The sequence below is a fragment of the Enhygromyxa salina genome (assembly GCF_000737335.2).
In the GTDB taxonomy this organism is placed as follows: Bacteria; Myxococcota_A; Polyangia; order Nannocystales; family Nannocystaceae; genus Plesiocystis; species Plesiocystis salina_C.
In genome coordinates, this window is sequence record NZ_JMCC02000029.1 from 25,675 (window position 1) to 50,500 (window position 24,826).

21 protein-coding genes and 1 pseudogene are annotated in these 24,826 nt (G+C 67.9%); 10 read left to right on the forward strand and 12 right to left on the reverse strand.

Going from position 1 to position 24,826, the window contains the following annotated elements:
- Window positions 1-45: 45 nt before the first annotated feature.
- Together DB30_RS12195 and DB30_RS12200 are read right to left on the reverse strand one after the other, a co-directional pair.
- A complete protein-coding gene (locus tag DB30_RS12195; protein WP_052548587.1) occupies window positions 46-1,263 on the reverse strand; it encodes a hypothetical protein in 1,218 nt (405 codons plus the stop codon).
- Window positions 1,260-2,258: a thermonuclease family protein gene (locus DB30_RS12200; protein WP_146658593.1), complete on the reverse strand. Its 999-nt coding sequence runs from the start codon at window positions 2,256-2,258 to the stop codon at window positions 1,260-1,262. The genes DB30_RS12195 and DB30_RS12200 overlap by 4 nt, the downstream gene beginning before the upstream one ends.
- Window positions 2,259-2,386: 128 nt before the next feature.
- Here DB30_RS12200 and DB30_RS12205 point away from each other — a divergent pair, with 128 nt between their 5' ends.
- Window positions 2,387-3,172: a hypothetical protein gene (locus tag DB30_RS12205; protein ID WP_052548589.1), complete on the forward strand. Its 786-nt coding sequence runs from the start codon at window positions 2,387-2,389 to the stop codon at window positions 3,170-3,172.
- A 112-nt stretch (window positions 3,173-3,284) separates the two neighbouring features.
- On the opposite strand, the gene DB30_RS12210 is transcribed toward DB30_RS12205, so the two are convergent.
- Complete coding sequence (locus tag DB30_RS12210; protein ID WP_146658594.1) at window positions 3,285-3,950, reverse strand: OmpA family protein; 666 nt, start codon at window positions 3,948-3,950, stop codon at window positions 3,285-3,287.
- A 379-nt stretch (window positions 3,951-4,329) separates the two neighbouring features.
- On the opposite strand from DB30_RS12210, the gene DB30_RS12215 reads away from it, so the two are divergent.
- On the forward strand, window positions 4,330-4,713 hold the full coding sequence (locus DB30_RS12215) for a glutaredoxin domain-containing protein (RefSeq protein WP_052548591.1): 384 nt from the start codon (window positions 4,330-4,332) through the stop codon (window positions 4,711-4,713).
- Window positions 4,710-5,603, forward strand: a complete 894-nt coding sequence (locus DB30_RS12220) for a hypothetical protein (protein WP_052548592.1) — start codon at window positions 4,710-4,712, stop codon at window positions 5,601-5,603. Before DB30_RS12215 ends, DB30_RS12220 begins: the two co-directional genes overlap by 4 nt.
- Here DB30_RS12220 and DB30_RS12225 read toward each other — a convergent pair.
- Both DB30_RS12225 and DB30_RS12230 read right to left on the reverse strand, forming a co-directional pair.
- Window positions 5,590-6,768 (reverse strand): aromatic ring-hydroxylating oxygenase subunit alpha, encoded by a 1,179-nt coding sequence (locus DB30_RS12225; RefSeq protein WP_052548593.1) that lies wholly within the window; start codon window positions 6,766-6,768, stop codon window positions 5,590-5,592. The two genes, DB30_RS12220 and DB30_RS12225, sit on opposite strands and share 14 nt — an antisense overlap.
- An 85-nt stretch (window positions 6,769-6,853) precedes the next feature.
- Window positions 6,854-7,444, reverse strand: a complete 591-nt coding sequence (locus tag DB30_RS12230; protein ID WP_052548594.1) for a hypothetical protein — start codon at window positions 7,442-7,444, stop codon at window positions 6,854-6,856.
- 46 nt (window positions 7,445-7,490) lie between these two features.
- Between DB30_RS12230 and DB30_RS12235 the strand changes: the two genes are divergently transcribed.
- From DB30_RS12235 to DB30_RS12245, 3 genes are all read left to right on the forward strand, one after another.
- The gene (locus DB30_RS12235) at window positions 7,491-8,846 is read left to right on the forward strand and encodes a fatty acid desaturase (RefSeq protein ID WP_052548595.1); all 1,356 of its coding nucleotides are present in this window, start codon (window positions 7,491-7,493) and stop codon (window positions 8,844-8,846) included.
- Window positions 8,847-8,953: 107 nt separating this feature from the next.
- Window positions 8,954-10,270, forward strand: coding sequence for a phenylacetate--CoA ligase family protein (locus tag DB30_RS12240; RefSeq protein ID WP_052548596.1), 1,317 nt, complete (start codon window positions 8,954-8,956; stop codon window positions 10,268-10,270).
- 29 nt (window positions 10,271-10,299) lie between these two features.
- Complete coding sequence (locus tag DB30_RS12245) at window positions 10,300-10,836, forward strand: GNAT family N-acetyltransferase (RefSeq protein WP_052548597.1); 537 nt, start codon at window positions 10,300-10,302, stop codon at window positions 10,834-10,836.
- Window positions 10,837-11,014: 178 nt separating this feature from the next.
- Here the strand turns inward: DB30_RS12245 and DB30_RS12250 are convergent, their stop codons facing one another.
- Together DB30_RS12250 and DB30_RS12255 are read right to left on the reverse strand one after the other, a co-directional pair.
- Entirely contained in the window at window positions 11,015-11,320 is a 306-nt protein-coding gene (locus DB30_RS12250) for a hypothetical protein (protein WP_146658598.1), read from the reverse strand.
- A 177-nt stretch (window positions 11,321-11,497) separates the two neighbouring features.
- Window positions 11,498-12,901, reverse strand: coding sequence for an APC family permease (locus DB30_RS12255; RefSeq protein WP_052548599.1), 1,404 nt, complete (start codon window positions 12,899-12,901; stop codon window positions 11,498-11,500).
- A 184-nt stretch (window positions 12,902-13,085) separates the two neighbouring features.
- Here DB30_RS12255 and DB30_RS12260 point away from each other — a divergent pair, with 184 nt between their 5' ends.
- Window positions 13,086-13,991 carry a hypothetical protein gene (locus DB30_RS12260; RefSeq protein WP_146658600.1) on the forward strand — a complete coding sequence of 302 codons (906 nt, stop codon included), beginning with the start codon at window positions 13,086-13,088 and terminating at the stop codon, window positions 13,989-13,991.
- A 263-nt stretch (window positions 13,992-14,254) separates the two neighbouring features.
- Window positions 14,255-16,221 (forward strand): annotated as a pseudogene (locus DB30_RS43080) (aconitate hydratase).
- Here the strand turns inward: DB30_RS43080 and DB30_RS12270 are convergent.
- On the reverse strand, window positions 16,214-16,771 hold the full coding sequence (locus DB30_RS12270) for an HD domain-containing protein (RefSeq protein ID WP_052548601.1): 558 nt from the start codon (window positions 16,769-16,771) through the stop codon (window positions 16,214-16,216). The pseudogene DB30_RS43080 and the gene DB30_RS12270 sit on opposite strands and share 8 nt — an antisense overlap.
- Window positions 16,772-17,344: 573 nt before the next feature.
- Between DB30_RS12270 and DB30_RS12275 the strand changes: the two genes are divergently transcribed.
- Together DB30_RS12275 and DB30_RS12280 are read left to right on the forward strand one after the other, a co-directional pair.
- Complete coding sequence (locus tag DB30_RS12275; protein WP_052548602.1) at window positions 17,345-18,364, forward strand: hypothetical protein; 1,020 nt, start codon at window positions 17,345-17,347, stop codon at window positions 18,362-18,364.
- Window positions 18,365-18,498: 134 nt separating this feature from the next.
- Window positions 18,499-18,861, forward strand: a complete 363-nt coding sequence (locus DB30_RS12280; protein WP_052548603.1) for a hypothetical protein — start codon at window positions 18,499-18,501, stop codon at window positions 18,859-18,861.
- A gap of 707 nt (window positions 18,862-19,568) precedes the next feature.
- Here DB30_RS12280 and DB30_RS12285 read toward each other — a convergent pair.
- From DB30_RS12285 to DB30_RS12300, 4 genes are all read right to left on the reverse strand, one after another.
- Window positions 19,569-19,871, reverse strand: coding sequence for a hypothetical protein (locus tag DB30_RS12285; RefSeq protein WP_052548605.1), 303 nt, complete (start codon window positions 19,869-19,871; stop codon window positions 19,569-19,571).
- Window positions 19,872-20,059: 188 nt separating this feature from the next.
- Entirely contained in the window at window positions 20,060-22,195 is a 2,136-nt protein-coding gene (locus DB30_RS12290) for a molybdopterin-binding protein (RefSeq protein ID WP_146658601.1), read from the reverse strand.
- A 7-nt stretch (window positions 22,196-22,202) separates the two neighbouring features.
- Window positions 22,203-24,167 carry a SpoIVB peptidase S55 domain-containing protein gene (locus tag DB30_RS12295; RefSeq protein ID WP_052548607.1) on the reverse strand — a complete coding sequence of 655 codons (1,965 nt, stop codon included), beginning with the start codon at window positions 24,165-24,167 and terminating at the stop codon, window positions 22,203-22,205.
- The gene (locus DB30_RS12300; protein WP_052548608.1) at window positions 24,151-24,696 is read right to left on the reverse strand and encodes a thioredoxin family protein; all 546 of its coding nucleotides are present in this window, start codon (window positions 24,694-24,696) and stop codon (window positions 24,151-24,153) included. The genes DB30_RS12295 and DB30_RS12300 overlap by 17 nt, the downstream gene beginning before the upstream one ends.
- Window positions 24,697-24,826 lie beyond the last annotated feature (130 nt).

The following is a 24,826-nucleotide window of genomic DNA, read 5'->3' on the forward strand; positions in this document are numbered from 1 at the left end:
CGTGGGGCGCGGGAGAGGAGTCGGGGAAGTCGGGAGAGAGGGGGCTCAGAGGTCGCACAGCCCAGGGCCGTCGCAGATCGTCACGAGCGGGTCGTAGCTGCAATCCCAGTCGTCACAGTCGACGAAGCCGTCTTTGTCGTTGTCTTTGCCGTCCGAGCAGCGCTCGTTGGGGGTGTCGTCCAACCCCGAGAGGCTCTCTTGGCAGACCTGGCGGGTCGCGAGGTCGTCAGACTGGGCGCACGAGAAGTCCGCGCAGTCGATGTGGCCGTTGCCGTCGTCGTCGATGCCGTTGCTGCACTTTTCGGGGCTGTTCTCGAGCTGATCAGCGCAGACCTCGATCACGGCGGGGTCCTCGGACTGGCTGCACGAGAAGTCCTGGCAGTCGATGTGGCCGTTGCCGTCGTTGTCGACGCCGTCGGAGCAGTCGGCCGCGGTGTCCTCGGACAGACACACGATCTCGGGGTCTTCGGACTGACTGCACGAGAAGTCCTCGCAGTCTGTGAAGCCGTTGTTGTCGTTGTCGAGCCCGTCGGAGCAGGTCTCGGGCGTGTCTTCTGCGGGCGGCGGCGGCAGGTTGGCGCAGTACTCGATCGCCTCTGGCGAGCCGAACATCGAGCACGCGAAGTCTTCACAGTCTGTGAAGCCGTTTTGGTCGTTGTCGATCCCGTCCATGCACGCGGCCAGCGTGTCTTCGGGCTCGCTGGGCTCCACGCACGCGTTGGTGCCGTCGCAGTCGTCGTCGTCGCAGTCGACCAGGCCGTCGCCGTCGTTGTCGAACTCGTCGTCACAGCTTTGGTTGGTGTTCTCGCTGCACACCGTCACGAATTTGCCGCCGCGGCAGCCAAAGTCCGCACAGTCCGCGAAGCCGTTGGCGTCGTTGTCGATCCCGTCGGAGCAGGTCGCGTTGGAGGTCTCGCGCAGGCAGCAGGTCTCGGGGATGTCGCGGCACTCTGGATCGCCGCAGTCAAACTGCCCGTCGTTGTCGTTGTCGATCTTGTCCGTGCACTTGAGCAGCGTGTTCTCCGGCTCGTCGACCGGGTGGTCGGGCACGTCCTCGCCGCACAGGTGCGAGAGGACCAAGCAGTCGGGATCGTAGCAATCGACCAGGCCGTCGCCGTCATTGTCAACGTAGTCGCGGCAGCTGATGTCGTCTTGCTCGTAGCCGTAGATGGGGTGCAGCGGCATCTCGTAGCAGGCCGCGCCAGCCACACCACAGATCACAGCCAGGGCGCCAGCGCCAAGCAGCAGGCCACGGGCCTTCACTTGAGGCACTCCGCCTTGCCGCCGCCAAACCGGCGATCGAAGGGCACATGCAGCATGCACGCGCCCTCTGTCCGCTTCTGGGCGCCGAACTTGCCCGCGTCGGCCCACGCGGTCAGCAGATCGTCGAGCGAGTCGCGCTGGTCTTCGGCGATCTTGCGGTTGATGTGGCGGAATTTGGCGAAGTCGTAGAGGACCGTGCGCGCGTCGGCGTTGGACAGCGCCGCCAAGAACGGGCTGATCGTGGGGTCGGCCTTGGCGGCGATCAGCAGCTCGTCGACGACCGCGGCGTCGACCGAGTACTCGTAGTGGCAGACCCGATCGCACTCCGCGTAGCGGGTGCTGTGTCGCCACTTGACCGAGTGCCCGTCCACGCTCGAGACCAGGCGGTTGTAGGTGCCGTGGCCGTCGACGTCCTCTTCTTTGGAGTGCAGCGAGGTCAGCACGAACTCGGGCGCGCCGTGGGCCCAGATCCCGCGGCGCTTGGTGATGGCTTCGCGCTGGGCCTCGACGAGCTCGGGCCGCGCGGGGTTGTCGTCAATGCTCATCGCGTGGGCGTAACCCATGCGGATCTGTTGTTCGGCCAGCTTGGGGCACCACACGAGCATGCGCCCGTAGGTGTCGGTCGCGCCGTCGGTCTCGCACTCCCAGATCCCGTCGCGGCCGTTGTAGGTGCCCATCTTCGCAAGCACGTAGAGCTCGTGAAGATCCCAGCTGCCCCACTGGTGGACGGCGCCGTAGGACTCGAGCGTGTTGTAGCCAGACAGCCGCGCCTTCGAGCCGTTGAAGTCGCCCCCGAGCACGCGGAACGAGTCGCCGTCGTTGAAGTGCACGGGCACGGGCTTGCCGTTTAGGATCACCTTGGTCTGGGACTCGGCGGCGACGCTCGGGGTGGGCGAGCTCAGCGAGGTCGCAACCGCGACGGTGAGCGTGAGCGCGCCGACGACCACGGCGGCGCGGCGAGCAACACGAAAGGAGCGGGGTTTGATGCGCGGCATGTCGAACCTTCGGGCGGGCCTGCGGCATCATGGACGGCGCGTAGGTGTCGATCAACGCGTTTTTGGGTGGTGGTCCGTTGCGAGCGGGTGACGCCCGGGGTACACGAGGGTGTGCTCATCGCGGACCGATGCCGGGCCTAAACGGCCGTCTGCAGCTGTTCTTGCTGGGTTCGGGCCTGTGCTCGGGCCTGTGCTCGGGCTGCGGCGTGCAGCAGCGTCCGGCGGAAAAGCTGATCGATCCGCAGCTACACAGCGAAGGCGTGCTCGTCGAGCGGCAGCGCGGCATGCGAGATCTCGAGCTGGGGCGCTACCGCGTCGAGGGTCTGCAGATCGAAGATCAGCCCTTTGACGGCACCGGTCCGCTGGCGCCGGACGCGAGCGGGCGGACGCGCCCCACCACCCAGCTGCACATGACGTTCACGCTGGTCGGCGGCGCGCGGCCGTGGAGCGCCGCGTGCATCGGGCAGCGTCGGCAGCCGGCGGATCACGATCTGGCCGCGGTCGCCGACGAGCAGCGCGACGAGGTCGCCGTCCACTGTCGGATCACGCGGCACGTCCAAGACTCGCGTCGGCTGATGCCGGACCCGGTGACGGACGCCTGGTGGAGTGAATGGGAGCTGCAGATCGAGGGGCCGCTGACCCAAAACCTGCTGGGCCGGCTGGATCCCGTTGGCGGTCCGCAGGCCGAGGGCAAGGTCGTCGAGGTCGTGATGTGGTACCAGCTGTGGAGCTTCACGCGGCGCCCGTTGCCGGCCGCGCTCGCGGTGATCCGCGGCAACGGTGGCAGCGAGGCGGCGCTGATCCTCGACGCGCCCGAGCGCGCGTGGCTCGGCGCACAGCTCGACGACGCGCAGCGCGAGCTGGCGTTGACGGCCATGCTCGCGCTGCGGTTGCTGCCGCTCGGTTTTGACTAGTCCCGAGGGGGCTTTCAAAGAGCCCCCTCGCTGCGGAGGCGGAAGCCCCCTCCGCTCACCCCCAAACCCTCGCCTGTTGGCTCGTACCGAGAACGAGGCGTCCAGACGGCGGTCAGGCCTTGCGCTTCTTGTACTTGGGCGCGGGCGCGGGGTCGTCGCGAACCGTGTCCTTGCGCTCTTCGATCACCTTCTCGTGGCCCTGGGCGTCAACCTCGACCTTGCGGGCGATCGTGGTCTGCGACACGACGCGGAACTCCACGCGGCGGTTGGTCTCGCGGCCGAGCTCGTCGCTGTTGGGGACCAGCGGCGTGGTCAGCCCGTAGCCGCGGGCGGCGAGGCGGGAGCTGGCGACGCCCTCGCGGATCAGGCGCTTGCGGACCGCGGCGGCGCGGCGCTCGGACAGGTCCAGGTTGTACTCGGGCGACCCGAGGTTGCAGGTGTGGCCCTCGATCGAGACCTGCTCGACCTGTGGGTTGGCCTGAATCAGGGCGGCCAGCTCGCGCAGCAGGCTGTCGGAGCCCGGCTTGATCGTCGCGCGGTTGAGGTCGAACTGGATCTTCTCGTGGATGACGATCCGATCGTCGCGGAGCTCGACCCGGGGCGGAGCGGCCTCGGCTTCGAGCGAGTCGGTGATCGCGGCGGTGATCGGCTCGGGCGCGACCGCGTCGTGCTTGGGCTTGCAGCCGGCCAGCAGCACCACGCTCAGGGTCACGAGGGTGAGCCCGCGCAAGGGTCGAAGAGAGGAGGAGGTGATGGGGGAGTACGCGATGGTGCGCATGTTGGTAGCGATACGGGAACGGTGAGGGGGCGGCCCAAGCTCAGTGCTTCTGGGTTGGCCGCGAACCCAGGGCGACGCGTCATCGGGTGACCCGGTCGCGTGCGTCCTCTTTGAGCCGCGTCCGACCGCATAGGGTGCACGGATGTCGACAAAATTTGTCGACGTGGCCGGTCGGATTGATCTCCTCACAATCGGCTTCGCAGCTCACGTGTCGACGCCACGCGAGCGTGTAGTTGTGCGCGCTCGGGCAAGTTCGTTAGCTTTCGCGGTGGCCGGGATCGGGGGTGGATGCTGCGGTAGCCAGGCTCAGCGGCCGATGGTTCGAGTCACGGCTGGGTCCGCTGGCATTGCGCGCCGTCGTGAGCTACCCAGGCGACCCATGTCCACGCCCAGCAACCCCCGCCCGCTTCTGGGCGACGAGCACACGTCTGATCACGTTCGCGCCCAGATCGCGAACTTCCACGCGGATGTCGTCGCAGAGGTCCGCACCGCCGTCGAGCGCGACGCCGTGGTCGTCGTCGGCATGGCCACCAACCCCTTCGTCAAGAAAGCCCGCAAGGCGCTGGCCGCCGCCAACATCGAATTCACCTACTTGGAGTACGGCAGCTACACCAAGAAATGGAAGCAGCGCCTGGCGATCAAGCTGTGGAGTGGGCATCCAACCTACCCCCAGGTGTTCGTGCGTGGGACCCTGATCGGCGGCTTCCAAGAGCTCGAGGCCGGACTCGCCGACGGCTCGGTCGCCTCGCGTCTGGCGGCGTGAACCAGGCTGGTCCCGCTGGGCCCGCCTTCGCATGGTTTGGCTGGCTGGGCATCGCGCTGCTGGTGCTTGGCCAGCTGCTGACGCTCGTGCACCTGCGGCCAGTCTCGGACTGGTGGTACGCGATCTGCTGGTCCGGGTTCACCCTGGCCGGCGACGCGTGGGTGCTGCGTCGCAGCGGTCGTAGCTTGCTGCGCGAGCGGCCGCGCGACCTCGTGTTGATGGCCGTGGTCTCGGCGGCGACGTGGTGGGCGCTGGAGATCGTCAACCACTGGATGCAGGTGTGGTCCTACAGCCCAAGCCCGGATATCCCGGTGTGGCGTCAGCAGCTGCGCTCGACGGTGTTCTTTGCAACCTTGATCCCGGCGACCTGGGTGTGCGGGATGTTGGCGCTCGCGCTGTGGCCAAGGCGGGGCGGAATGCCGCCGGCTCGGGCCCAACCGCAGGTGAACGCGGTCGCGCGCGGGCTGTGCATGCTCGCGGGTGTCGGGGCCTTGATCGTGGCGGCGCTGCGGCCCGAGCTGGCCCTGGCCGCGAGCTTGCTGGGTGTGTTGTTGGTGCTCGATCCGCTCAACTTCACGCTTGGCCGCCCAAGTCTGCTGGCCTGCGTCGCGCGGCGTGACCTGCGGGTGCCGCTCGCGTTCGCGCTGGGGACCATGCTGATGGGGGTCGTGGGCGAGATGTGGAACTACCCCGCGGATCCCAAGTGGACCTACGACGTGCCGTGGATCGGCTTCGCCTACGTGTTCGAGATGCCCGCGCTGGGCTTCCTTGGCTACGGCATGCTCGCGCTGACGATCTTCGCGGCCTACCAGTTCGTGCGCGGCTTCGTGCTGCCGCCAGCCGCGGCGCCGGGCGACGAAGCGGATCCGCTCACGCTCACGGGGTTGTGACCGCCAGCTGGTCCGCCAGCCACCGCTGAAACGCCCACACGCGCTCCTCTTTGGCCCCGAGCACGCCGCTGCGCTCGCTGCCCTGCACGCCGGTCTGCACGGCCGGGTAGATCGCCGCGTCCTCGCGCAGCACCCCGTTCAAGAACCAACTCGCGGCCGCGCCGATCGTGGATCGCAGCGGCGCCGTCCATGCTCGCGGCGGCGCGCCGCGGTGCAGGTACAGCCTGATCATGCTGCGCGAGCTCTGGGGCCCGGTCGGCGTGACCACCTGCAAGAAGCTGAGCACGGGGGTGTGGGCCACGACCAGGTTGGGGAAGGCGTGGTGGTGTTGGTAGTGACAAGCGGTGTCGCCCACCAGGGCCCGAACCAGGGCGCGGTAGGGCGCAAACCCGGCCCCCATGCTGTCGCGGTACTCGCTGAAGCCGTCGCCAAGCTCGTGCTCGTGCTGCTCGGCGGACGGCTCGCCAAACACCGGCACCAGCCGCGGGTGGCGGGCCAGCCAGCTGCTGTGCAGCTCGGCCACGTGGTAGGTCTCGAGCACGTTCTCGATCGGGATCTTCCAGTTGCACGGGTGCTCGATCGATCGGGCCAGCACCCGCTGGTAGTCGGTCGAGAACAACCGAGTCGCCAGCGCGTGGGTCCGCGCGCCAAGCCACTGCGCGAGCGGGGGCGGTTGCTTGGCCAGCGACACGAACACCAGCTGGCCCGCGCACGCGACCTCGACCGCCGTCAGCTTCACGCGGCCGATGAGCGCGGGTTTGCCCGGCGGCGACGCGAACGAGCCTGGATCCGGGATGTGGGTCAGCGCGCCGTCGTCGGCGTAGGTCCAGCCGTGGTAGGGGCAGCGCAAGCTCGCCGCGCGACCCTTTGGGGCCGAGCACAGCGCGGCAAACCGGTGCGCGCACACGTTGCGAAACGCTCGCACCTGCCCACCCGCGCGGCGCAACAACAACGGCACTCCCAACAGCTCGCGGGTCACGTAGTCGCCCTCGCGCGGGAGCTCGTCGAGGGTCGCCACGCACTGCCAGCCAGGCCGAAACACCGCCGCGAGCTCGCGCTCGTGCCAGCTGGGTTCGTGGTAGCACGCTGGCTCGAGCACGTGCGGGAGCCGGGTGTCGTGCACGAACACGCGGCGATGGGACCACCCCCGCGCGTCGATGTCCACTCGGTGAGGCTCGAATTGAGCGCGACTGGGCCAACCGGCCGTCGGCCGAGGGGGGGGGCAGCAGACGTCGCCGTGGAACATCGCGCTACTCGTTCAAGCGCGCCAGGAAGCCGTCGAGATCATCGGCGATCAGCTCGGGGTCACCCGAGGGCTCCATCAGGTAGATCTTGGTCGTCGCGGGGTCGATCGCGAGGTGTGCGTAGCAATCGTCGGGCGCGCCGTCCGGGGCCTCGAGCAAGTTGGCGAACTCGAGGTAGTGGTCACCGATCGTCTGGCCGGTGAAGTCTGGGTTGCCCAAGGTCGCGATCGCGTCGAAGTCGACGTACAGCGGATAGCCCGCGTACGCGGTGTCGCTGAGGTGGCGGTGCTGGTAGGTCGCGTGCTCGCCTGTGGCGTAGAAGCGCAGCAGCCGCTCGCAAAGCTCGATCTCGTCGTGCTTGCGCACGAACTTGTGGCGGGGATCTGCGGCGGTGATCCGCTGCTCGAGCTCGGCGATCGCGTCTTCGAGCTTGGCCCGGTCATCGTCGTCGAGCCCCATCGCGTCGATCTCGTAGCCCTCCGTCATGTCGACCACCGCCTCGAGCTGCTCGTCAGTCGAACCGTCGCCGACGAGCTGGTCGACGAGCTCGATGACGTCGACGGCGAGGTTCTCATACCAATCGCGGACGATGCTCATGGCTCGATGTATCACGAGCGCGCGGCGTCCACTAAGCTGGGGCCGCATGGCGCAGGCCAACCCCAGCGCGGATCCCCAGCTGATCCGCGAGCTGTCGCAGCTCGAGCCGCGACGCTGGCTCGGGGCCGCGAGCGCCGACTGGGCTGTCATTGCGCTGACCTTCCTCGTCGTCGACGCGATCGACCACCCGCTCGCCTACGTCCTCGCGATCATCCCGCTCGGCTCGCGGCAGCAGGCGCTCGGCGCCCTGTTTCACGACGCCGCGCACAAGCTGGCGTGTCGGCCCAGTTGGCTCAACGACGCGCTGGGCAGCGCGCTCGCGGCCTGGCCCCTGGGGCTCACGCTGGGCGGCTACCGGCGCTACCACTTCGCCCATCACAAGCAGCTTGGCAGCGCCGACGATCCAGAGAACCACCACAAGGGCCTGCTGCGCCAGTGGAGCTTGCCCGCTCGCGCGCCGCGGGTGCTGCTGGGTTTCGTTGGCGACCTCGTGGGCGGCGGGATCCCGCATCTGCTCGCAGCCGGCAAGCTCACCCGCCCGGTCAGCGTGGTCGAGGCCATCGGGATGTTGGTCTACTGGGGCGTGATCTTCGGGGTGTTCGTGGTCCTGGGCCTCGCGTGGGTCCCGATCTTGTGGGTCGTGAGCATCGCCACCGTGTTCTGGTCGGGGGTGCGGCTGCGGATCTGGACCGAGCACCTGGGCACCTCGAGCACGCATCGCGTGCACGTGCCCGAGTGGTTCGAGCAGCTCATCATGCCCCACGAGATCGGCTTGCACTGGGAGCACCACCGCCACCCGAGCGTGCCGTTCTACAAGCTCCGCGCGCTGCGGGCCGCCCTGCCGGGGCCGCCGATCGTCAGCTTGCCTGCGCTCGCGCGCGGGTTCATGACCAGCGCCGCGCTGCGATCGGGCGAGGTCGCCGATCTGGTCACCGATCTGGTCACCGCGCCGTCCATGCAGTCGCGCGCGCGGATCCGTTCACCGCTGCGGCGCGTGCTCGGCCACGTGCTCGGGCCGCTCGGGCTGGGCGCGCTCATCTACGCGCTGCTACGTCCGCGCGCGCTGTTGGGGGATCAGTGGTTGGCCAAGCTCGGAGTCGAGCTTCCACCCAGCCCGATCTCCGCAGGCGCCCTCGCGCCGGTCGTTGGGTGGCTACCCAGCGCGCTGTGGACCTACGCGCTGACGGCCTTCGTTGCGAGCGTGTGGTCCGGGCCGGCGTCCAACGATCGTGCTCGGCGCGCGTGGTTGGGCGTCGCGTTCACCATTGCGATCGGCTGGGAGCTGGGCCAGGCCGCGCAGCTGTGGCCGGGCGTGTTCGCGGTCCAGGATCTGCTCGCGTCCGTCGTGGCCTTTTTTGCCGCGCTGCGATACACATCAAAGCTCAGCTGCGAGGACGCATGACCCCCACGACACGCCACCTACTCACGCTCGCCGGTCTCGTTGCTTTTGCCTTGTTTGCGCTGGCCAGCGCCGCGCCAGGCTGAGCAAGTCTCGCCCCCAAACTCGTCGTGCGGCCCTTCACTCGCCGCGAGCTGGCGGTCAACACGGTTCAGATCGCCGCTGCGTTTCCGGGCTTCTGGCGCCGGCCGTTCGCCTCGCGTGGGCAGATCCGTGGCTACCAGCTGCGGCGCCTGCAGGCCCTGGTCGCCCACGCCTACGCCAACGTGCCGCTCTACGCGGAGCTGTATCGCGGCGCCCACGTCAGCCCGCGCGACCTGCAGACCCTCGAGGATCTGCGCTGGTTTCCCACGGTCAACAAAGACGACGTGCTCGCGGCCTACCCGGAAGCCGCGCTCAGTCGCGGCTTGGATCCGCGTCGCTGCTTGGTGTCGAAGAGCTCCGGCTCGAGCGGGCAGGTGCTCGAGGTCGTGCACCAGGCCGATCGGGTCGCGGTTCAGGGCTTGGCCATGCACCGCCTGTTGGCCCAGTACGCGCCCTACCGCCCGTGGCATCGCTTCGTCTATGTGTACACCTCGGCGTATCCGGCCAGCTCGCTGTTCGGGACCTACCCGATGATCTTGGTGCCCACGCTGACGCCGATCGATCGCCTGGTCGAGCGTCTCCACCTCCTGCGCCCGCACTTGCTGGCCTGTTACCCCAGCCACCTGCGCGAGCTCGCCAACGCGCTTGGCCCCGCGGGCTGCAAGGCGCTCGGTCTGCGCGCGATCTCGGTCTCGTCGGAGCCCTCGAGTCAGCGCGAGCGCGACCAGCTCGCCGCGCAATTCGGCTGTGGTGTCTACGACGAGTACTCCAGCGAAGAGCTCACGCGGATCGCCGCGCAGTGCAAGCAGGGCAGCTATCACGTGTTCGAGGATGTGGTCCATCTCGAGGTGCTCGCGCCCGACAGTGATCAGGTGCTCGCGCCGGGCGAGGCTGGCGAGGTCGTTGGCACCTACTTGCACAATTTCGCGATGCCCTTCATTCGCTACCGGCAGGGGGACACCGCGCGGCTCGAGCCCTCGCGCTGCGGGTGCGGACGCACCTTCACGCAGCTGACCGAGCTTCGGGGCCGGCGGTTGGATGCCTTCGTGTTACCCAGCGGTCGGGTGCTGACCAGTGGGTGGTTGCTGGACGCCACCTACAGCTTCCTGCTCGACGTTGGGGCCCAGATCGCGGCGTTTCGGTTGATCCAGCACAGCGTGGGGCACGTCGAGATCTTGCTGGTCCCGGGTCGCAGCTGGCGGGCCGACATGGCCACCGCCGTGCAGGCCCGCTTCGCCGAGCTCGTGGGTGAGCCACTGCGCGTCGAGGTTCGGCTCGTCGACGCGCTCGCCCGCAGCGCCGCTGGCAAGCACCAGCCCATCATCTCGCACGTGCACCCCTGATCTCGCGGGTCTGATACCGTCGGGCCGTCATGCACCAGACCTTCGAGACCGCGCGGATGTGGCTGCGGCCCGTCGCCGAGGCCGACATCGACGCGCTCGTCTCGCTCGACGCCGACCCAGAGGTCATGCGCTACATCAGCGGCGGCGCGCCGAACCTGCGCAGCGACTACGAGCAGGGCTTGCTCGCGCGCATGCTTGTCCACGCCGACCAGGCGTTTGGCTACTTCAGCGCGTTCACGGACGCGGGCGAGGGCACCTACTTGGGGTGGTTTCACCTGCGCCCGAGCGTGTTTGACAGCTCGATGCTCGAGCTCGGCTACCGGCTGCGGCGCGAGACCTGGGGCCGCGGGCTTGCGACCGAAGGCTCGCTCGCGCTGCTCGACCACGCGTTTGAAGCCCTGGGCCAGACCGTGGTCGATGCGTGCGCGATGCCGGACAACGCCGCGTCGATCGCTGTCATGCGCAAGTGCGGGATGACCTACGCGGGGATGTTCAACCATCCGCGGCTCGAGACCCTGCAGGTCGTCCGCTACTGGGTGCGCTCGACCGAATACGCCGCCAAGTAGTCGCCCGCGCGCGGGCTAGTGCCGCACACCCTAAGTTCGTTCCGGGTTAGGTGCGGAGCTGAGGCCCAAGGGCGAGGAGCGGCGACGACGCTGTACCGGGCGTACTGCTAGGAGCTGCGACACTGCCATTGGGCCTCAGTGCCGTGCATAACCCGGAACGAACTTAGGGTGTGCGGCACTACTTGTACTCGCAGACCGTGTTGCCGTGCTCGCAAGACATCGTGGAGGCGCAGTCGTCGTCGCTGGCGCACGCATAAAAGCACAGGTCGTGCTCACACAACATGTCACCCGGGCAGTCATGGTCGTTGTCACATGAAAACGTGCACATGCCGTCCCCGCAATTGTCATTGTCGGTGCAGCACTCGAGCCCACCGTCGCAGTCCCGATCGTCGTTGCACAAGGTCCCGGCCGCGCCGTGGCAGTCTTCCGGGTGCAGCCGGCAGCGATCTGACGAGGGCCCCGAGCAGCCCGTGGGGCCCAGCATCCCAAGGACCATGGCGACGGTGAAGGTCGCGGCGAATCGAGTGCAGAGCTGACGAGTATGAACGTGTCTCGACGCGAACATCATGCACGACGGTAGCATCGAAGCCAGGCATGTCGCCCGAATTGATGTGCGCCGTGGGTTCGGATCATGTCGCACAAATTGCGTTGCCGTGCCGGGTCAGTCGGGCGGCGCGTCACTGCCCGCGGGGTCCGGGGGAGCCTGCGGTGACGCGCGACGAGGTTTGTTGAAGCCGGCGAAGTACAAGATCAGCGCGGCCGCGATCCAGGCCGCGCCGATCGCCGCCGCCCCGCGAACCTCGGGATCGAGCCAGGCCCCAACGACCACCGCGATCTCGCTCAGCCCGAACAACAAGGGTACGAGCGGGAAGCCGGGCATGCGGACGGGCCGGTCCGCGTGGGGCATGCGGCGCGCGAGCGCCAGCGAGGCCAGCCCGGTCAGCGCAAAAAAGACGCCGTCGACCAACACCACGCCTGTCAGCAGCCGGTCGACCCCATCCTCTCCGGCGATCGAGAGCAGCAGGATCGCCATGATCGCGAGCAGGGCGATCGCGGGGATCGGCGTGCCTCGTGTCGCGTGGACCCGGCCAAGCAGCGGCCACAGGCGCCCGTCGCGAGCCAGCGCAAACAGCAGGCGCGGGCCGGTGAGCAGCTGGGCGTTGAGCACCCCAAGCGCGGAGATCGACACCGCGATGGCGATCGCTCGCCGGCCGGGATCGCCAAACACCACGGCCACGGCGTCGGCCGCCAAGGTCTCGCTGGTCGCGACGCCGGCGTGACCAAGCAGCGCGAGGTAGGCCCAATTGACCAGCAGGTACACGGCGACCACGACCGCGACCCCAGCAAGGATCGAGATCGGTAAATTGCGCTCGGGGTTCTTCACCTCGCCGCCCATCCACAGGACTTGCTGCCAGCCGCCAAACGTGAACAGCGTGGGAACCAACGCCGCCGCGATCGCGGCGATCGGGTTGAGGGCTTGGCCTGCCTGCGCCACCGCGCTCGCGCTCACCGGGTCGGTGCTCTGGGGGGCGGCGAACAGCGCCACCATCGCGACCGCGAGCAAGGTCGCGAGCTTGGCGACGACCGTGAGGTTCTGGATCCTCGCGCCCCAGCGCACGCCGGCTGCGTTGGCCAGCGCGACGCCGGTTGTCATTGCGATCGCGCAGCCCAGCGTGGGCCAGGGATCCAGCACGCCGCCGGTCACGGCCACGGCGAGGTTGTCGACACAGACCAGAGCGATCACCCCGATCGCCCCGGCCTGCGTCGCGGTCGCGTTGCAGATCACGTAGACGAAGCCCGTCGCCGAGCCGTACGCGTCGCGCAGCAGCTCGTATTGGCCGCCAGCGCGGGGCACGAGCGCGCCGAGCTCGGCGAAGGTCAGCGCGCCAAGCACAGCGATCAGACCGCCGATCCCCCACGTCAGCAGCGCGAGCTGGCTGTCGCCGGCCAGCAGCGCCACCCGACTCGGCGTGAAGAAGATTCCGACCCCCACGATCGCCCCGATCACGACCGCGGTCGCGTCGACGCCCGACAGCTCGCGGCGCAGGGGCTCGTCCTGTCTCACTCGCGCCAGGCTACTACGGGTGGCGCGAGCAAAGAGCCTCGTTCGTCTGGCCCAGGTCCCGGCGTGGGGGATTGCCCCGTGGATTCTGGGCGACCTATGATACCGTCCGCCGGCGACGACGCGTATGACCTCTCTCCACGTCTTCAGCGGTTCCATCGTTTGCCTGGCGCTCGCGCTCGCCCCCTTGCCCGTCTTCGCGGGTCCGGGGTCAGGCGCGCTCACGCCCGCGCTCGCGCCCGGCGTCGGGGCAGGGCTTCCCGCGCCAGCGGCCGCCTTGCTCGCGCCCGCTCCCGACACCACCGCCGAGGCCCGCGCGGCCTACGAGAGTGGTGAGACCGCCTATCGGCTCGGCCGCTTCGAGGACGCCGCCGGCTCGTTCGAGCGGGCCTACGAGCTGTCGGGGCTGTCGGACATTCTCTACAACATCGGGCTCGCGCACTTGCGTTGGTACGACGTGGACGTCGACATCAAGCACCTGCGTCGGGCCAAGGTCGTGTTTCAGAACTACGTCATCGAGATCCAAAAGAACCCGGATCTCGGCGACCTCGACGAGGCCGAGTCGCTGATCTCGCAGATCGACGAAAAGATCGCCGCCGCCAACCAGCCCGTCACCGCGCCCTCCGAAGCAGGGGAGAAGGCGTCCCCGTCCGATCCCGATCCCGGCCCCGATCCCGGCAAGTCGCTGCGGCTTGGCGGCGGGATCACCATGGGTGTCGGCGGGGCGCTGATCGTGGGTGGGGTCGTCAGCGGCGTGGTGTTTGGCCTCCAAGGGCAGGGCTTTGAAGACGACCTCAACGCGGAGTACGAGATTCGCAGTGGCATCGGCTGCTTCGAAGCTGACACGCGGCCGGAGTGCGAGCAGAGCACCACGCGAATCGAAGACCTGCGATCCAAAGGCCAAGCCGCGAACAACCTGGCGATCGGACTTGGCGCCTCGCTGGGCGCGATCGGGCTGGTCGGTGTCGTCGTTGGGGCCGTGCTGTTCGTCAAGGGCTCCAAGAAGACCAAGGCCTGGGAGCAGGGGCAGATCAGCGTGACGCCAGTGTGGTCACCCGGTGGCGGCGGGCTCAGCGTCTCAGGGCGCTTCTAGTACCCTGCCGCAGTGAATTTGATGGTTTGAGGCGCCGGGCCTGGCGTCCCTGGCGCGAAGCGAGGAAGGAGTGTGTCGGGCACACTCGACTGACGAGCGACAAAGCCAGGGGCGTCAGGAACTAGCCTCAAACCATCAAATTCACTGCGGCAGGGTACTAGCCCTGAACGCTGGGCGGAGTTCGGCGTGCTCGCGTGTCAGCCCGCAGGCTTTTCGAGCTTGCGGCGATGCCGACGAACTCGCCCAGACCTAAGCTCCCGCCAATGGGCAAGAGCGTCGCCGTAAAATTGATCGAGACTCACCTGCTCGAAGGCGTGCTCGAGCCGGGTACCGAGATCGGTCTGCGCATCGACCAAACCCTGACGCAGGATGCCACGGGGACCTTGGTCATGCTGGAGCTCGAGGCCATGAGGCTCGAGCGCGTGCGCACCGAAGTCTCGGTGCAATACGTTGATCACAACCTGATCCAGGCCGACTTCAAGAACCCCGACGATCACCTGTTTCTGCACAGCGCGTGTCAGCGATTTGGTGTGTGGTACAGCCCGCCCGGAAATGGCGTGAGCCACCCGGTCCATCAAGCCCGGTTTGGCAAGCCTGGCAAGACCCTGCTGGGCTCCGACAGCCACACCTGCGCCGCGGGGGCGATTGGGATGTTGGCGATCGGAACGGGCGGACTCGAGGTCGCAATGGCGATGGCCGGCGAGCCGTATTACGTGGACATGCCGGAGATCTGGGCGGTCGAGCTGACGGGGCGCCTGCCCGCGTGGGTCAGCGCGAAGGACATCATCCTCGAGCTGCTGCGACGCCACGGCGTGACGGGTGGGATGGGTCGCATCATTGAGTATCGAGGCTCGGGGCTGGCGTCGCTGTCGGCGATGGATCGCCACGTGCTCGCCAACATGGGCGCCGAGCTCGGCGCGACGACGTCGGTGTTTCCTTCGGATCAACGGACGCTCGAGTATCTGACGGGGCAGGGGCGGGCGGATGATTGGACCGAGTGGGTCGCCGACTCCAACGCGCACTACGACCACCGCGAACACATCGATCTTGGCGGGCTCGAGCCGCTCATTGCGATGCCCTCGAGTCCTGGCAATGTTCGACCCGTGCGCGAGGTCGCCGGCGAGGAGATCTATCAGGCATACATTGGGTCGTCGGCCAATCCTGGATATCGGGACTTTGCGATCGCGGCATGATGCTGACGGGCAAGCACGTGGATGATCGTGTCTCGCTCGACGTCAACCCGGCCTCGCGGCAGCTGCTGATGGAGCTGATCCGCGACGGGCACCTCGCGACCTTGGTCGCGGCGGGCGGGCGGGTGCACCAAGCGGGGTGCAACGGGTGCATTGGCATGGGCCAGGCGCCCGCGACCGGCAAGCTCAGCCTGCGCACGGTCCCCCGCAACTTTCCGGGGCGCTCGGGCACCCCGGAGGATCGGGTGTGCCTGGTCAGCCCCGAGACCGCGGCTGCCTCGGCGCTCACTGGCGTGATCACGGATCCACGCACGCTCGGCATCGCCTATCCAACCGTCAGCGAGCCGACTCGGGCGTGGGTCCGGGCTGCGCAATTGGACTTCGTGGCGCCGATCCCCGTCGCGGACGCGCGCGCCGTGAAGCTGCACAAGGGGCCCAACATCAAGTCATTGCCGGAGCTGGGGCCGCTGCCCGACCACCTGCAGCTCCCTGTGTTGCTCGAGGTTGGCGCGGACATCTCCACTGATGAGATATTGCCAGCCGGCCTGAATGTGCTCCCGCTTCGCAGCAACATCCCTGCGATCAGCGAATTCACGTTTGCGGCGGTCGACCCAACCTATCCAGCGCGCGCGCGCGCCACCGGTGACCACGCGATCCTCACCGGACGGAACTACGGCCAGGGCTCGAGCCGCGAGCACGCCGCCTTGGCGCCGCGGACCCTTGGACTTCGCGTGGTGCTGAGCGTCAGCTTCGCGCGGATCCATCGCCAGAACTTGATCAACTTTGGCGTGTTGCCGCTCGAGTTCGTGCATCTGGGGGACTTTGGGCGGCTGTCCAGCGGCGTGACCCTGGAGATCGACAACGTGCGCGAGCAGCTCGTGAAGTCCGACGTCGTCGAGGTCCGCGAGGTGACCGAGCAGGGGATCGTTCGCACGGTTCGCACGATCCGCGCCCGGCATCGGCTGTCGAGCCGCCAGGTTCAGATCGTGCTGGCCGGCGGGCTGATCCAGTGGATGCGCGCGCGGCTCGTGGCTACGTGAATTGTTCGTAGGCGCTGATCTTCGCCTGCAGCCGGGGCCCGAGCACCGAGCAGGCCCCGCCGAGCTGGGCGTGGATCTTCTGGGCCTCGTCGCGATAGCTGCGGATCTTGGCGGGCTCCCAGTGCGACGGGGGCGCCTGCAGGTTGGTGATCCGATCACCAAGCTTGACCATCCAGATCTCCGGGCCCTGCAGGCGGATCCGCGCCAGGCTGTCTCGCATCTGCGCAGGCTTGTCGCCGACCGAGGGATCCTTGCTCAGCGCGCTGACGCCAGCGGCGACGTCATCGCCGAACTGCACGGCGAGCTCACTCGCGGTGATCGAGGTGTCCTCGACCACGTCGTGAAGCAGCGCGCACTGGATCGCCAAGTCCGGCCGCGCGACGGGGTCGCCAAGCTGGGCGCGCACGCTGATCGCGTGGGCGACCTCCATTGCGACGGCGGCCACGTGCACGATGTACGGGTGCTCGGAGCCGGGCACGCGCTGGCCGTGGTGAGCGTCGGCGGCGAAGCGCCACGCCTCGAGCCAGGCATCGGGTGACCACAGTGACATGCCCCATCATGCCTTGGGGTTGCGCGGGGGGATACCCTGACTGCTCGCCAAGGTTCCCGGGCGAGACCCACCCTTTTTGCGGTTCGCCGAACAACGCCGGGCGGACCACGTCTTTGTTGCATGGCCCGCCATCTGTTGTTGTCGTCGTTGGTGCTCACCTGTGGACTGAGCCTTGGATGCTCGGTGACGATGACAACCTCCTCCGCGGGCCACCCAACCCGTTCGCTTCACAGCAGCAGCCGCTCGAGTCTCAGCTCGGGCGGCTGTTGCTGTTCTAGCCAGCCGTCGAGCACCCGCCCCAACACCTCGACGCCGCGTCCGCAGGGCGATCGCGGCGGGCCGCGACCCAGCAGCAGCCCCAAGCCAACCCCAAAGCCGAAGCCGAAGCCACCGAGCGCGCGCCCGGTCCCGAAGCCGCCCCAGATTCAGTAGTCTACGAAGGCGTCGGCAAGCGGGCGAGAAGCCCTCGCCCGAGCTGAAAACAGCTCGCTGCCCTCGGTGAACCAGTCTACGAAGGTGCCTGCAAGCGGGCGAGAAGCCCTCGCCCGAGCTGAAAACAGCTCGCTGCCCTCGGTGAACCAGTCCAAAGAGCTCGCCCGAGCTGAATACAGGCTCGCGCTGGGGTTGGCCGTGCTGGTTGGGGTGGCGGTGTCGGGTTGCGGACGCGCCGAGGTGCTCGATGCCGTCGCGGACACCCAGCAGCAGCCCGCACGCGAGGTGTTTCCGCAGCCGATCGAGCTGATCCCCAATGACGCCGAGCTGCTGTTGGGTCTGCACCCTTCGCTGCTCGCGGGATCGCAGCTCGGCGCCCAGCTCAGCCGCGAGCTGGCTGGCGAGCCCCAGTTTCAGCAGGCCAAGCAGGCGCTGGACGGCTGTGGTCTGCAGCCAAGTCGCTTCGAGAGCGTGTTGATCGGCTGGCGGACGGACCAGTTCGTGATCGCGCTGGTCGGCTCGGGCTTCGGCGAGGACGCCCAGGCGATCTGCATGATCGAGGCAGCGCAGCGCCTGGTTGGGGCCGCGCCCGACGCCACGATCAGCGTGCAAGACGGCAAGAAGATCATCGACTTCCCCGATGGGCGGGTCTTCTTGGTCAACGCAAACTTGCTCGTGCTCAGCACGGCCGGGTGGCAGCGGCAGGTCGGTGAGCTGATCGACAGCGCGGACGCAAGCGGCGCCAAGTCGGCCGCCAAGCACGACAAGCGCGAGCTGCTCGCCACGATCGACACGAGCGCTCCCGCGTGGCTCGCCGCCGGTCTGCCTCCGCAGCTGGCGATGGCCGCCAACTTCATGGGTGTCCCCGAGGTCGCAGCGGCCACCACCATCAGCGGCGCGCTCGGGCTGGGTGAGCGTGCGCAGGTCGAGCTGACGGCAGGGTTCGAGACGGCAACCCAAGCCCAGACCGCGGCCGTTGAGCTGCAGGGCTTGCTCGCGAACGACACCGCCAGCACGGACATCCCTGCTGCGCTGCACGCCGCGCTTGGGCGCGTGCACGTGGGCAACGTTGGCAGTCGCGTGCGCCTGGACTTCGAGGTTCAGGCGGGGGACTTCGCCGCGCTCGTTGCCGCAGAGCACGCCTTGCCGCCCGCGCGCTAGAGCTAGGCCGCCAACGCGCAAGGTCACCCCGCGACCGCCCCTTTGGCCTGGACGCGTCGGTGTTCCTGAGTTTCAATGCCGGCCCCCTCCTCCCGCCAGCTGCTGTTGGCGGTGCCCAACGGGAAGAGAAACTCATGGCCAAGCAAACACCTCTTCAGATCCTCAATGACAAGTTCGGCTCCAAGAAGGAGCTCGCCAAGCGGTTGTCCGAAGTCCTCGAGCCCCTCGCGGACGAGTCCAAGGACGAGCTGGCCGAGCGCCTGACGCTGGTCTCCAACGCCAAGTTGCTGCACCTGCAGGCGCTCGCGGACAAGGTCGCGGCCCACGGTGGGCGCGACGGGCTGGTCCAGAAGGTCGCCTCTGCCGAGAACAAGACGGCGGACAAGGACTACGTCCAGGCCCTGACCAGCAAGCGCACGCTTGGCTGGCTGGTCGACCGCGTGGAGTCACAAGAGCGACGCGCCCGGAAAGCTGCCCGCGCCGCGAAATCCGCGTAACGAGCGCGCTTCGGCGCGAGCGAGGCCGGTTCTTTGATCACTTCGGTGGTCGAGGGATCGGCCTTTGTCGTGGGTGCAATCGAGCACACCAAGTTCTCAAATTCCAGTGGTACTGGAATCTCTGGGTGTCCAAAAATTCTACGCTAGCTGGAAATTCCAGATCTACACCAACCCGTGATGCTCGAAAACACGCTCACGCGACGCGTTTTATGTAGGCTGAAATACGTCAGAATGGCTATATTTTGAGCAAAATTCAGGGCTGAACGCTGTATTTTGATACCAGAGCGTCCAATGCGGCCCATTCTCGACTCATGTGGAGCAGCGTCCAGGAAATCCAGTGTCATGAAATTTTTCCATCAAATTTGTTGACGCCAAGATTCAGTATCTGTAAAACAGAAGCACGTCAGGCAACACCTCCACCCACAAGCAGTGAGGGAGGCCAAGCCCGCCAAGAAAGGCAAGATCATGCGCTTCATCACTCATATTTTTCGACTCGCCACCAGTCCCCGCCCTCGCCGGCACTCCGTTCAACCTGCGGTCCGCGTTCAGGGCAAGTCGCCCCGTGCACGTCTGCGGGCCGAGGCGCTGAGTATCCTGGCCTGACCAGAATCGCATCGAGCTCACGGACGAGCTCTCAGCCACCGCGATCGCGACAAAGCCCGAGCACGATGCTCGGGTTTTGTGTTTTCAGAGCTCAGGTTCCGAACTCAGGCGAGCTCGCGCCGCAGGTGCTTGTGGGCCAGCTCGACCTTCTCTGCGGCGTTGATCAACGCCCGTTGAGCCCGCTCCCACGCCTCGGCGTTGATCTTGCGGAGCAGCTCGTCGCCGCTGACTTCTTCGGTCTCGGGCTGCAGGCCGGCGATGAATTCGACCCGAGCTTGGCCGCTGTCGCCGGGCTTGGTCGCCGACATCGGTAGCAGCTCGGCGAGTCGAGTCCTCGCAGCGCGCAGCTCCGCATGGGCCTCGTCGAGTGTGCTGAGGATGCCTTCGATCTCTGCTTGTGCCGTCATGAACCGCCCCTCCGTGGGTGGGCCCAGAGTGCCACGATGCGCGGGCGGGCGCATGTCTTGGATGCAGTCTGCCGAGGGCGGCCGCAGACGCCTCACCCGGGCTGCCCCGGCCTGTCCCAGCCCGCCCCGGCCTGTCCCAGCCTCGAGCTGGTTGGGGCCCCGGTCCGCCGCCGTGGGTGCGCGCGGGCTCAGCCGCCAACTTCGAGGGCGACGGTGGTCAGGTTCCCCCGCGCGTCCCGAGCCCGCACCACCACCCGGTGGACCCCTGGCCCGAGCTCGCTCGGCAACATCAGCTCGAACTTCTCGGTGCTCGAGTCATACAGCCCATCGCTGGCGGTGGCAGACCGGAACGCCCCGCCGTCGATCGAGAACGCCACATCGCGCACGTAGCTGCCGCGATCCTTGGCGACGCCGGTCACCCGCCCGCCGCTGGCGCTCACGTTGTCCAGCGTGGGCCGGGTCCGGTCGATCACGAAGGGCTCCGAGATCAGCTGATCGCGCGCGGCCGCCCCGGCGCCGTTGCTGGGCTCGTCGCTGGCGATCACGCGGACCTCGTAGATCCCATCGGCGAGGGTCTCGAGGTCGAGCTTGATCTCCTTTTTGGTGATCGGCTCGTCCTTGTTGAGCTTCACCCACCCGGCGTCGCCCGAGCCGCTGCGCCGGATCGCAACCTCATACATCAGGTCGTCCTCGTCACGGGGCTCGGCGTCCCACTCGATCGTGATCGTCGCGTCGGGCTCTTCGTCGCTGCTGCTGATCACGCTGGGCGTCTTGACGTCGATCTCTTCGAGCAGCGGCGCGAGGTTCTCGGGCGCGTAAAAAGCGGTGACCGAGGTCAGCTCCGCGCTGTCGTCAGCGAGCACGACCTCGACCTGCAGGTAGCGTCGCTGGGGCAGATCCGTGGAGCCGCGCAGCTCGTTGTTCTCGCTGTTGAGCTTGACCGACTTCCAGGCGCTCCAGCGATCATCGACCTCGTCGGTTGGCCCGCTGCGGACGCGCAGCTCGAGCTTGCCCTTGCCCTCGAGCGCGAAGCTGCCGTAGCGCGCGGGGTGACTGGCGTCGAGCACATCGGACACCCAGCGGGGCTTGGTCTTCGTGTTGGCGGCCTTGGGCGACAGCAAGTACACGGCCGCGCCGTCGCTGGCGGTCGCGAGCACGTCGCCAGTGTCGGTCATGCACATGCTGGTCGTCTGGCGCTCCTCGAGATCCGCGACGATCGCGACATCCCGCGGCCCCCGAGCCCGGTAGATCCGGCCGCCCTCGGAGCTGGCCGCGAGCACGGTGCCGCTGTCGTCGAGCGCGATCAGATCGATGAAGTACTGCGACTTCTTGGTGAACCACTTGTCCCAGGCCGCGTCCTGGGCCCGCAGCACGTCGCGCTTGCTGCCCGGACTGACAGCCAGGTCCACCGCCCAGAGCTCGGCGTCGGCGTTGGCGCGGGCCCGCGCCGTGTTGTTGTCCTCTGGCTTCTCGCCGGTCAGGCTCGAGCGGTTGAGCTGCTTGGTCAGCGCGACCCGGCTCGACACGCTGCGATCCTCGAACTTGTTGACGGCGGCGATCACCATCGAGCCCGAGAGCGCGAGCGCGCGGATCTCATCGCCCTTGAACTCGTGCAGCAGCACGCCCTCGAGCGCGCTGTCGAGCTTGTAGAGCCGCGACTTGGGCGAGGTCCCAACGAGGACCTCATCGCCGACGGCGAGCACCGACAAGATGTCCTTCTCGGGCACGTCGAGCACGACCTTGGGATCCTTGCCGTCGGTGCCGACCGACCACAGCTCGCCCTTGGGCCCGGTCGCGACCAGCAGCTTGCCCTTGTGCGGGACGATCGCCCAGATCTGCTCGACATCTTTGAGCTCGGCGAAGTCGCTGACCTTGCCGTTCTTGTCGACGCGCAGCAGCTTGGAGCCGGGGAGCACGGCGACGACCAGATCCTGGCTGGGCAGCCGGGCGATCGCGCTGACGACCACGCCCTCGAGCTCGACGAGCTGCTTGACCGCCGGCGCGCCGCCACGCAGATCAACCTGCTGGATCGTGGCCTTGTCCGCCGTGCCGACCCAGGCCTGCTTGCCGTCGGTCAGGCAGGTGAACACCGAGCTGAGCTCGAGCTCGGCGCGCTCGCTGGCGTAGCCCCGCGTGACCCGGCCGCTGGTCTCGATCGCGGCGCCAACGACCTCGCCGTCGTCGAAGTCGTCAAAGTCGTCGAGGGTGTGGGTCTTGGTGCCGCCGGCCTGCGCCGCACCAGAACCCAAGCCAGAGCCCAAGCCAGCAGCGACCACCAGCGACGCGCACAACAAACTACGAGGGAACCACTTGGAATTGGTCATCGGGAGCTCAGTCGATCGCTTTGGCGGGCCGCACTTCGATCTCGAGGCTCGCTTCGCCGCGGATGATCGAGTTGGTTCGGATCACCCGCCGCGCGGCTTGCTTGAAGTGGACGGCCTTGCGGTTGCTGCCGCCGGGGCTGAGGGTCTGCAGCACGCTCTCGGGCAGCTGCTCGACCAAGCCGTACTCGGTCGCAAGGCCTTCTCCGGGGCGGTAGATCGTGCCGACGATGCTGCGCGCGGGGTAGCTCGCGGCCAGGTTGTCGAGCAGGGTGTCGAGGTTGCCGGGCAGCGGGGCGTAGGGGGTGATCCACTCGCCGCCGCCAAGCTCGAGCACGACCCGCTCGCCGCCCGCGTCGGCGGGGATCCGCACGCTGATTGTCTCGGTCCGGACCGGGCCGCGCGGCGGCTTTAGATCCACGAGGATCTCGAGCAGGTCTCCGGCGCGGATGACCTCGTTGGAGATGCGGATCCGCTCGATGGTCTCGACCTTCGCGCCGTAGTGCACGACCGCGCTCTGCTTGATTGACTTGATGCTGGCGAGCTCGAACGGGTTGTCGAGCGCGGCCATCATGATCAGCAGCGCGCGGCTGCGGGCGGCGAGGCCCCGAATGATCCCGCGCGGGTAGTAGGTCTCTTCGTCGAGCACGATCGTGCGCGGACCTTGCGAGGTCTCGAGCAGGATCTCGTGGTGGGTCTCGAGCACGACCTCGACGGCGTCGCTGCCCGCCTCTTCGATCGCGTCGAGCATCAAGGTGGTGACCAGCGGCGGCGTGAGCACCTCGGAGTCGGCGACGGCGCTGTGGTAGCTGCGGGGCTTGAAGTCGGGATCCGGGCCGGTCACCGTGGTGGTGACGGGGATCATGGGCGTGTGGATGTCCGTGCGCAGCGAGATCGCCGGCTGGCGATCTTGGATCATCGTGCCCTGGATGTCGCGCGGGCTGGACAGCTTGACCGAGCGCTCGACGCTGGCGAGGATCGTGTGCACGTGGCCGTTGGCGATTGGGTACTTGGACGGCCCCTCGCCGTACATCGGGTGGCCAAACGCGAGCAGCTTTTCTTGCTTGGCGCCGCCGACCCAGGTGACCGTGCCGTTGGGCGCCGCGCCGTTGTCCCCGGCGATCAGCACGACCGAGACCGAGTCGCCCGGGGTCCAGCTGTGGCGGGTGCCCGCGCTGGCAGCTTGGCCCGAAGACGGGGCCGAGCGCATGGAGCCGCCGCCCAGCACGGGCAGCAGGCCGGTCGCGTCGGCCAAGAATTGCGCGGCGTGAGGGCTGAGCCCGGCGACCGACATGGGCGCGCCGATTGGCTGGAGCCCGCCCGAGGGCATGCCGTTGGGGCCGGGCATCTGCTCGGGGACCTGGCGCGCGGGCAGCTGATCCGTGCCGAGCGCGAGCATTTGATCCGCCCACGCCGCGGTCCCGCTGCGACCGGACGCGCGCGCGGTCTTGGGGAACACCTCGGGCCGATAGGGCAGATCCGCGACCTCGAGCATGTTCTCGATCGGCGTCATGCCGCCGAGCGGATCCTTGCCGAACCGATAGCCGTAGGCCAGCGCCCCCGCGAGCTTGTCTTGGATGTAGATCGGGCTGCCCGACATGCCGCCCACGATGCCCGTGTGGATCAAGCGGGGATCCGGCGAGCGAAACAGCACCGCGTCCTGACCCGTGACGTAGTCGCGGACCACGTCGACGACCTCGATCTCGAACTTGTCGGGGACCTCGCCCTCGAACACGGTCAGCGCGTAGCCCTTCATGCCGGGCTTGATGTCGTCGACCGGGATGATGTTCGCGTCTTTGCTGCGCTTGCCGGGCCGGGCGCTTGGCTCACCGTCGCCCGCGCCCTGCCCCGCGATCGCATCGCCGGCCAGCCAGAAGCCCCCGTAGAGGGTGGCGAGGGCCGCGACAGGCGCGATGACCGGTCCCAGCAGGCGACGCAGACGACGACTCGGGGTGCGATCAGGACTTGTTGCCATGCTGGTCCAGGGCCCGTCGCATGGTTGCGACCAGGTCTTCCTGCGGCGTGTAGAAGTAGCGGAACCGGTTGGTCCGGTTGGGGTTTTGCAGGCCCTGATCCACGTTGCCGTGCTCGTCGAGGAACATGACGCGCGGGATGTACTGCCCGTCGGGGCCGTAGAGCGCGGCTTCGGGGTTCGCGTCTTGGTCGACGTGGACCATGACGAAGCGCTCCGACAGCTGCTCGAGCTTGGCGTTGGCGTTGAACGTGCGCTTGAGCTTTTGACAGTTCCCACACCACTGGGTGTGGACGACCATCATGATCGGCATGCCCGTGCTCTCGGCCTCTTTGAGGCCCTCGTCGAACCCGCGCCAGGCGATGTCGTCGTTCCAGCCATCGGCGGGGATCGTCGCTTGGCGCTTGGCGCCGGTCGGCGCCTCGGCCTTGCTGGCGTGCTCGTGCTCGTGCTCGTGGTCGTGGGAGCCCTCGCGCTCGGGAGGCTCGATGCAGCCGCTGACGAGCAAGGGCACCGCGCTCAGCAAGCTCATGGCCACCACGAACAGGGGCCTGCGTCGCGGCTGTGTCCTGGTTCGCAAGGTGCGGGAGCGTACCACGGACGGCCCTACGTGCCGTCGACGGGAAAGATACGGGGGCTGGCGGGCTGTCTTTGGCGTCCTG

Excerpts from the sequence above, each read along its gene's own strand:
- DB30_RS12205 (WP_052548589.1), top strand. The coding sequence starts at position 2,387 with ATGCCGGGCCTAAACGGCCGTCTGCAGCTGTTCTTGCTGGGTTCGGGC.
- DB30_RS12280 (WP_052548603.1), top strand. The coding sequence starts at position 18,499 with ATGGCCAAGCAAACACCTCTTCAGATCCTCAATGACAAGTTCGGCTCC.
- DB30_RS12250 (WP_146658598.1), bottom strand. The coding sequence starts at position 11,320 with ATGCTGGGCCCCACGGGCTGCTCGGGGCCCTCGTCAGATCGCTGCCGG.
- DB30_RS12290 (WP_146658601.1), bottom strand. The coding sequence starts at position 22,195 with ATGACCAATTCCAAGTGGTTCCCTCGTAGTTTGTTGTGCGCGTCGCTG.
- DB30_RS12235 (WP_052548595.1), top strand. The coding sequence starts at position 7,491 with ATGGCGCAGGCCAACCCCAGCGCGGATCCCCAGCTGATCCGCGAGCTG.
- DB30_RS12245 (WP_052548597.1), top strand. The coding sequence starts at position 10,300 with ATGCACCAGACCTTCGAGACCGCGCGGATGTGGCTGCGGCCCGTCGCC.
- DB30_RS12230 (WP_052548594.1), bottom strand. The coding sequence starts at position 7,444 with ATGAGCATCGTCCGCGATTGGTATGAGAACCTCGCCGTCGACGTCATC.
- DB30_RS12210 (WP_146658594.1), bottom strand. The coding sequence starts at position 3,950 with ATGCGCACCATCGCGTACTCCCCCATCACCTCCTCCTCTCTTCGACCC.
- DB30_RS12270 (WP_052548601.1), bottom strand. The coding sequence starts at position 16,771 with ATGTCACTGTGGTCACCCGATGCCTGGCTCGAGGCGTGGCGCTTCGCC.
- DB30_RS12300 (WP_052548608.1), bottom strand. The coding sequence starts at position 24,696 with ATGAGCTTGCTGAGCGCGGTGCCCTTGCTCGTCAGCGGCTGCATCGAG.
- DB30_RS12215 (WP_052548591.1), top strand. The coding sequence starts at position 4,330 with ATGTCCACGCCCAGCAACCCCCGCCCGCTTCTGGGCGACGAGCACACG.
- DB30_RS12295 (WP_052548607.1), bottom strand. The coding sequence starts at position 24,167 with ATGGCAACAAGTCCTGATCGCACCCCGAGTCGTCGTCTGCGTCGCCTG.
- DB30_RS12285 (WP_052548605.1), bottom strand. The coding sequence starts at position 19,871 with ATGACGGCACAAGCAGAGATCGAAGGCATCCTCAGCACACTCGACGAG.
- DB30_RS12200 (WP_146658593.1), bottom strand. The coding sequence starts at position 2,258 with ATGCCGCGCATCAAACCCCGCTCCTTTCGTGTTGCTCGCCGCGCCGCC.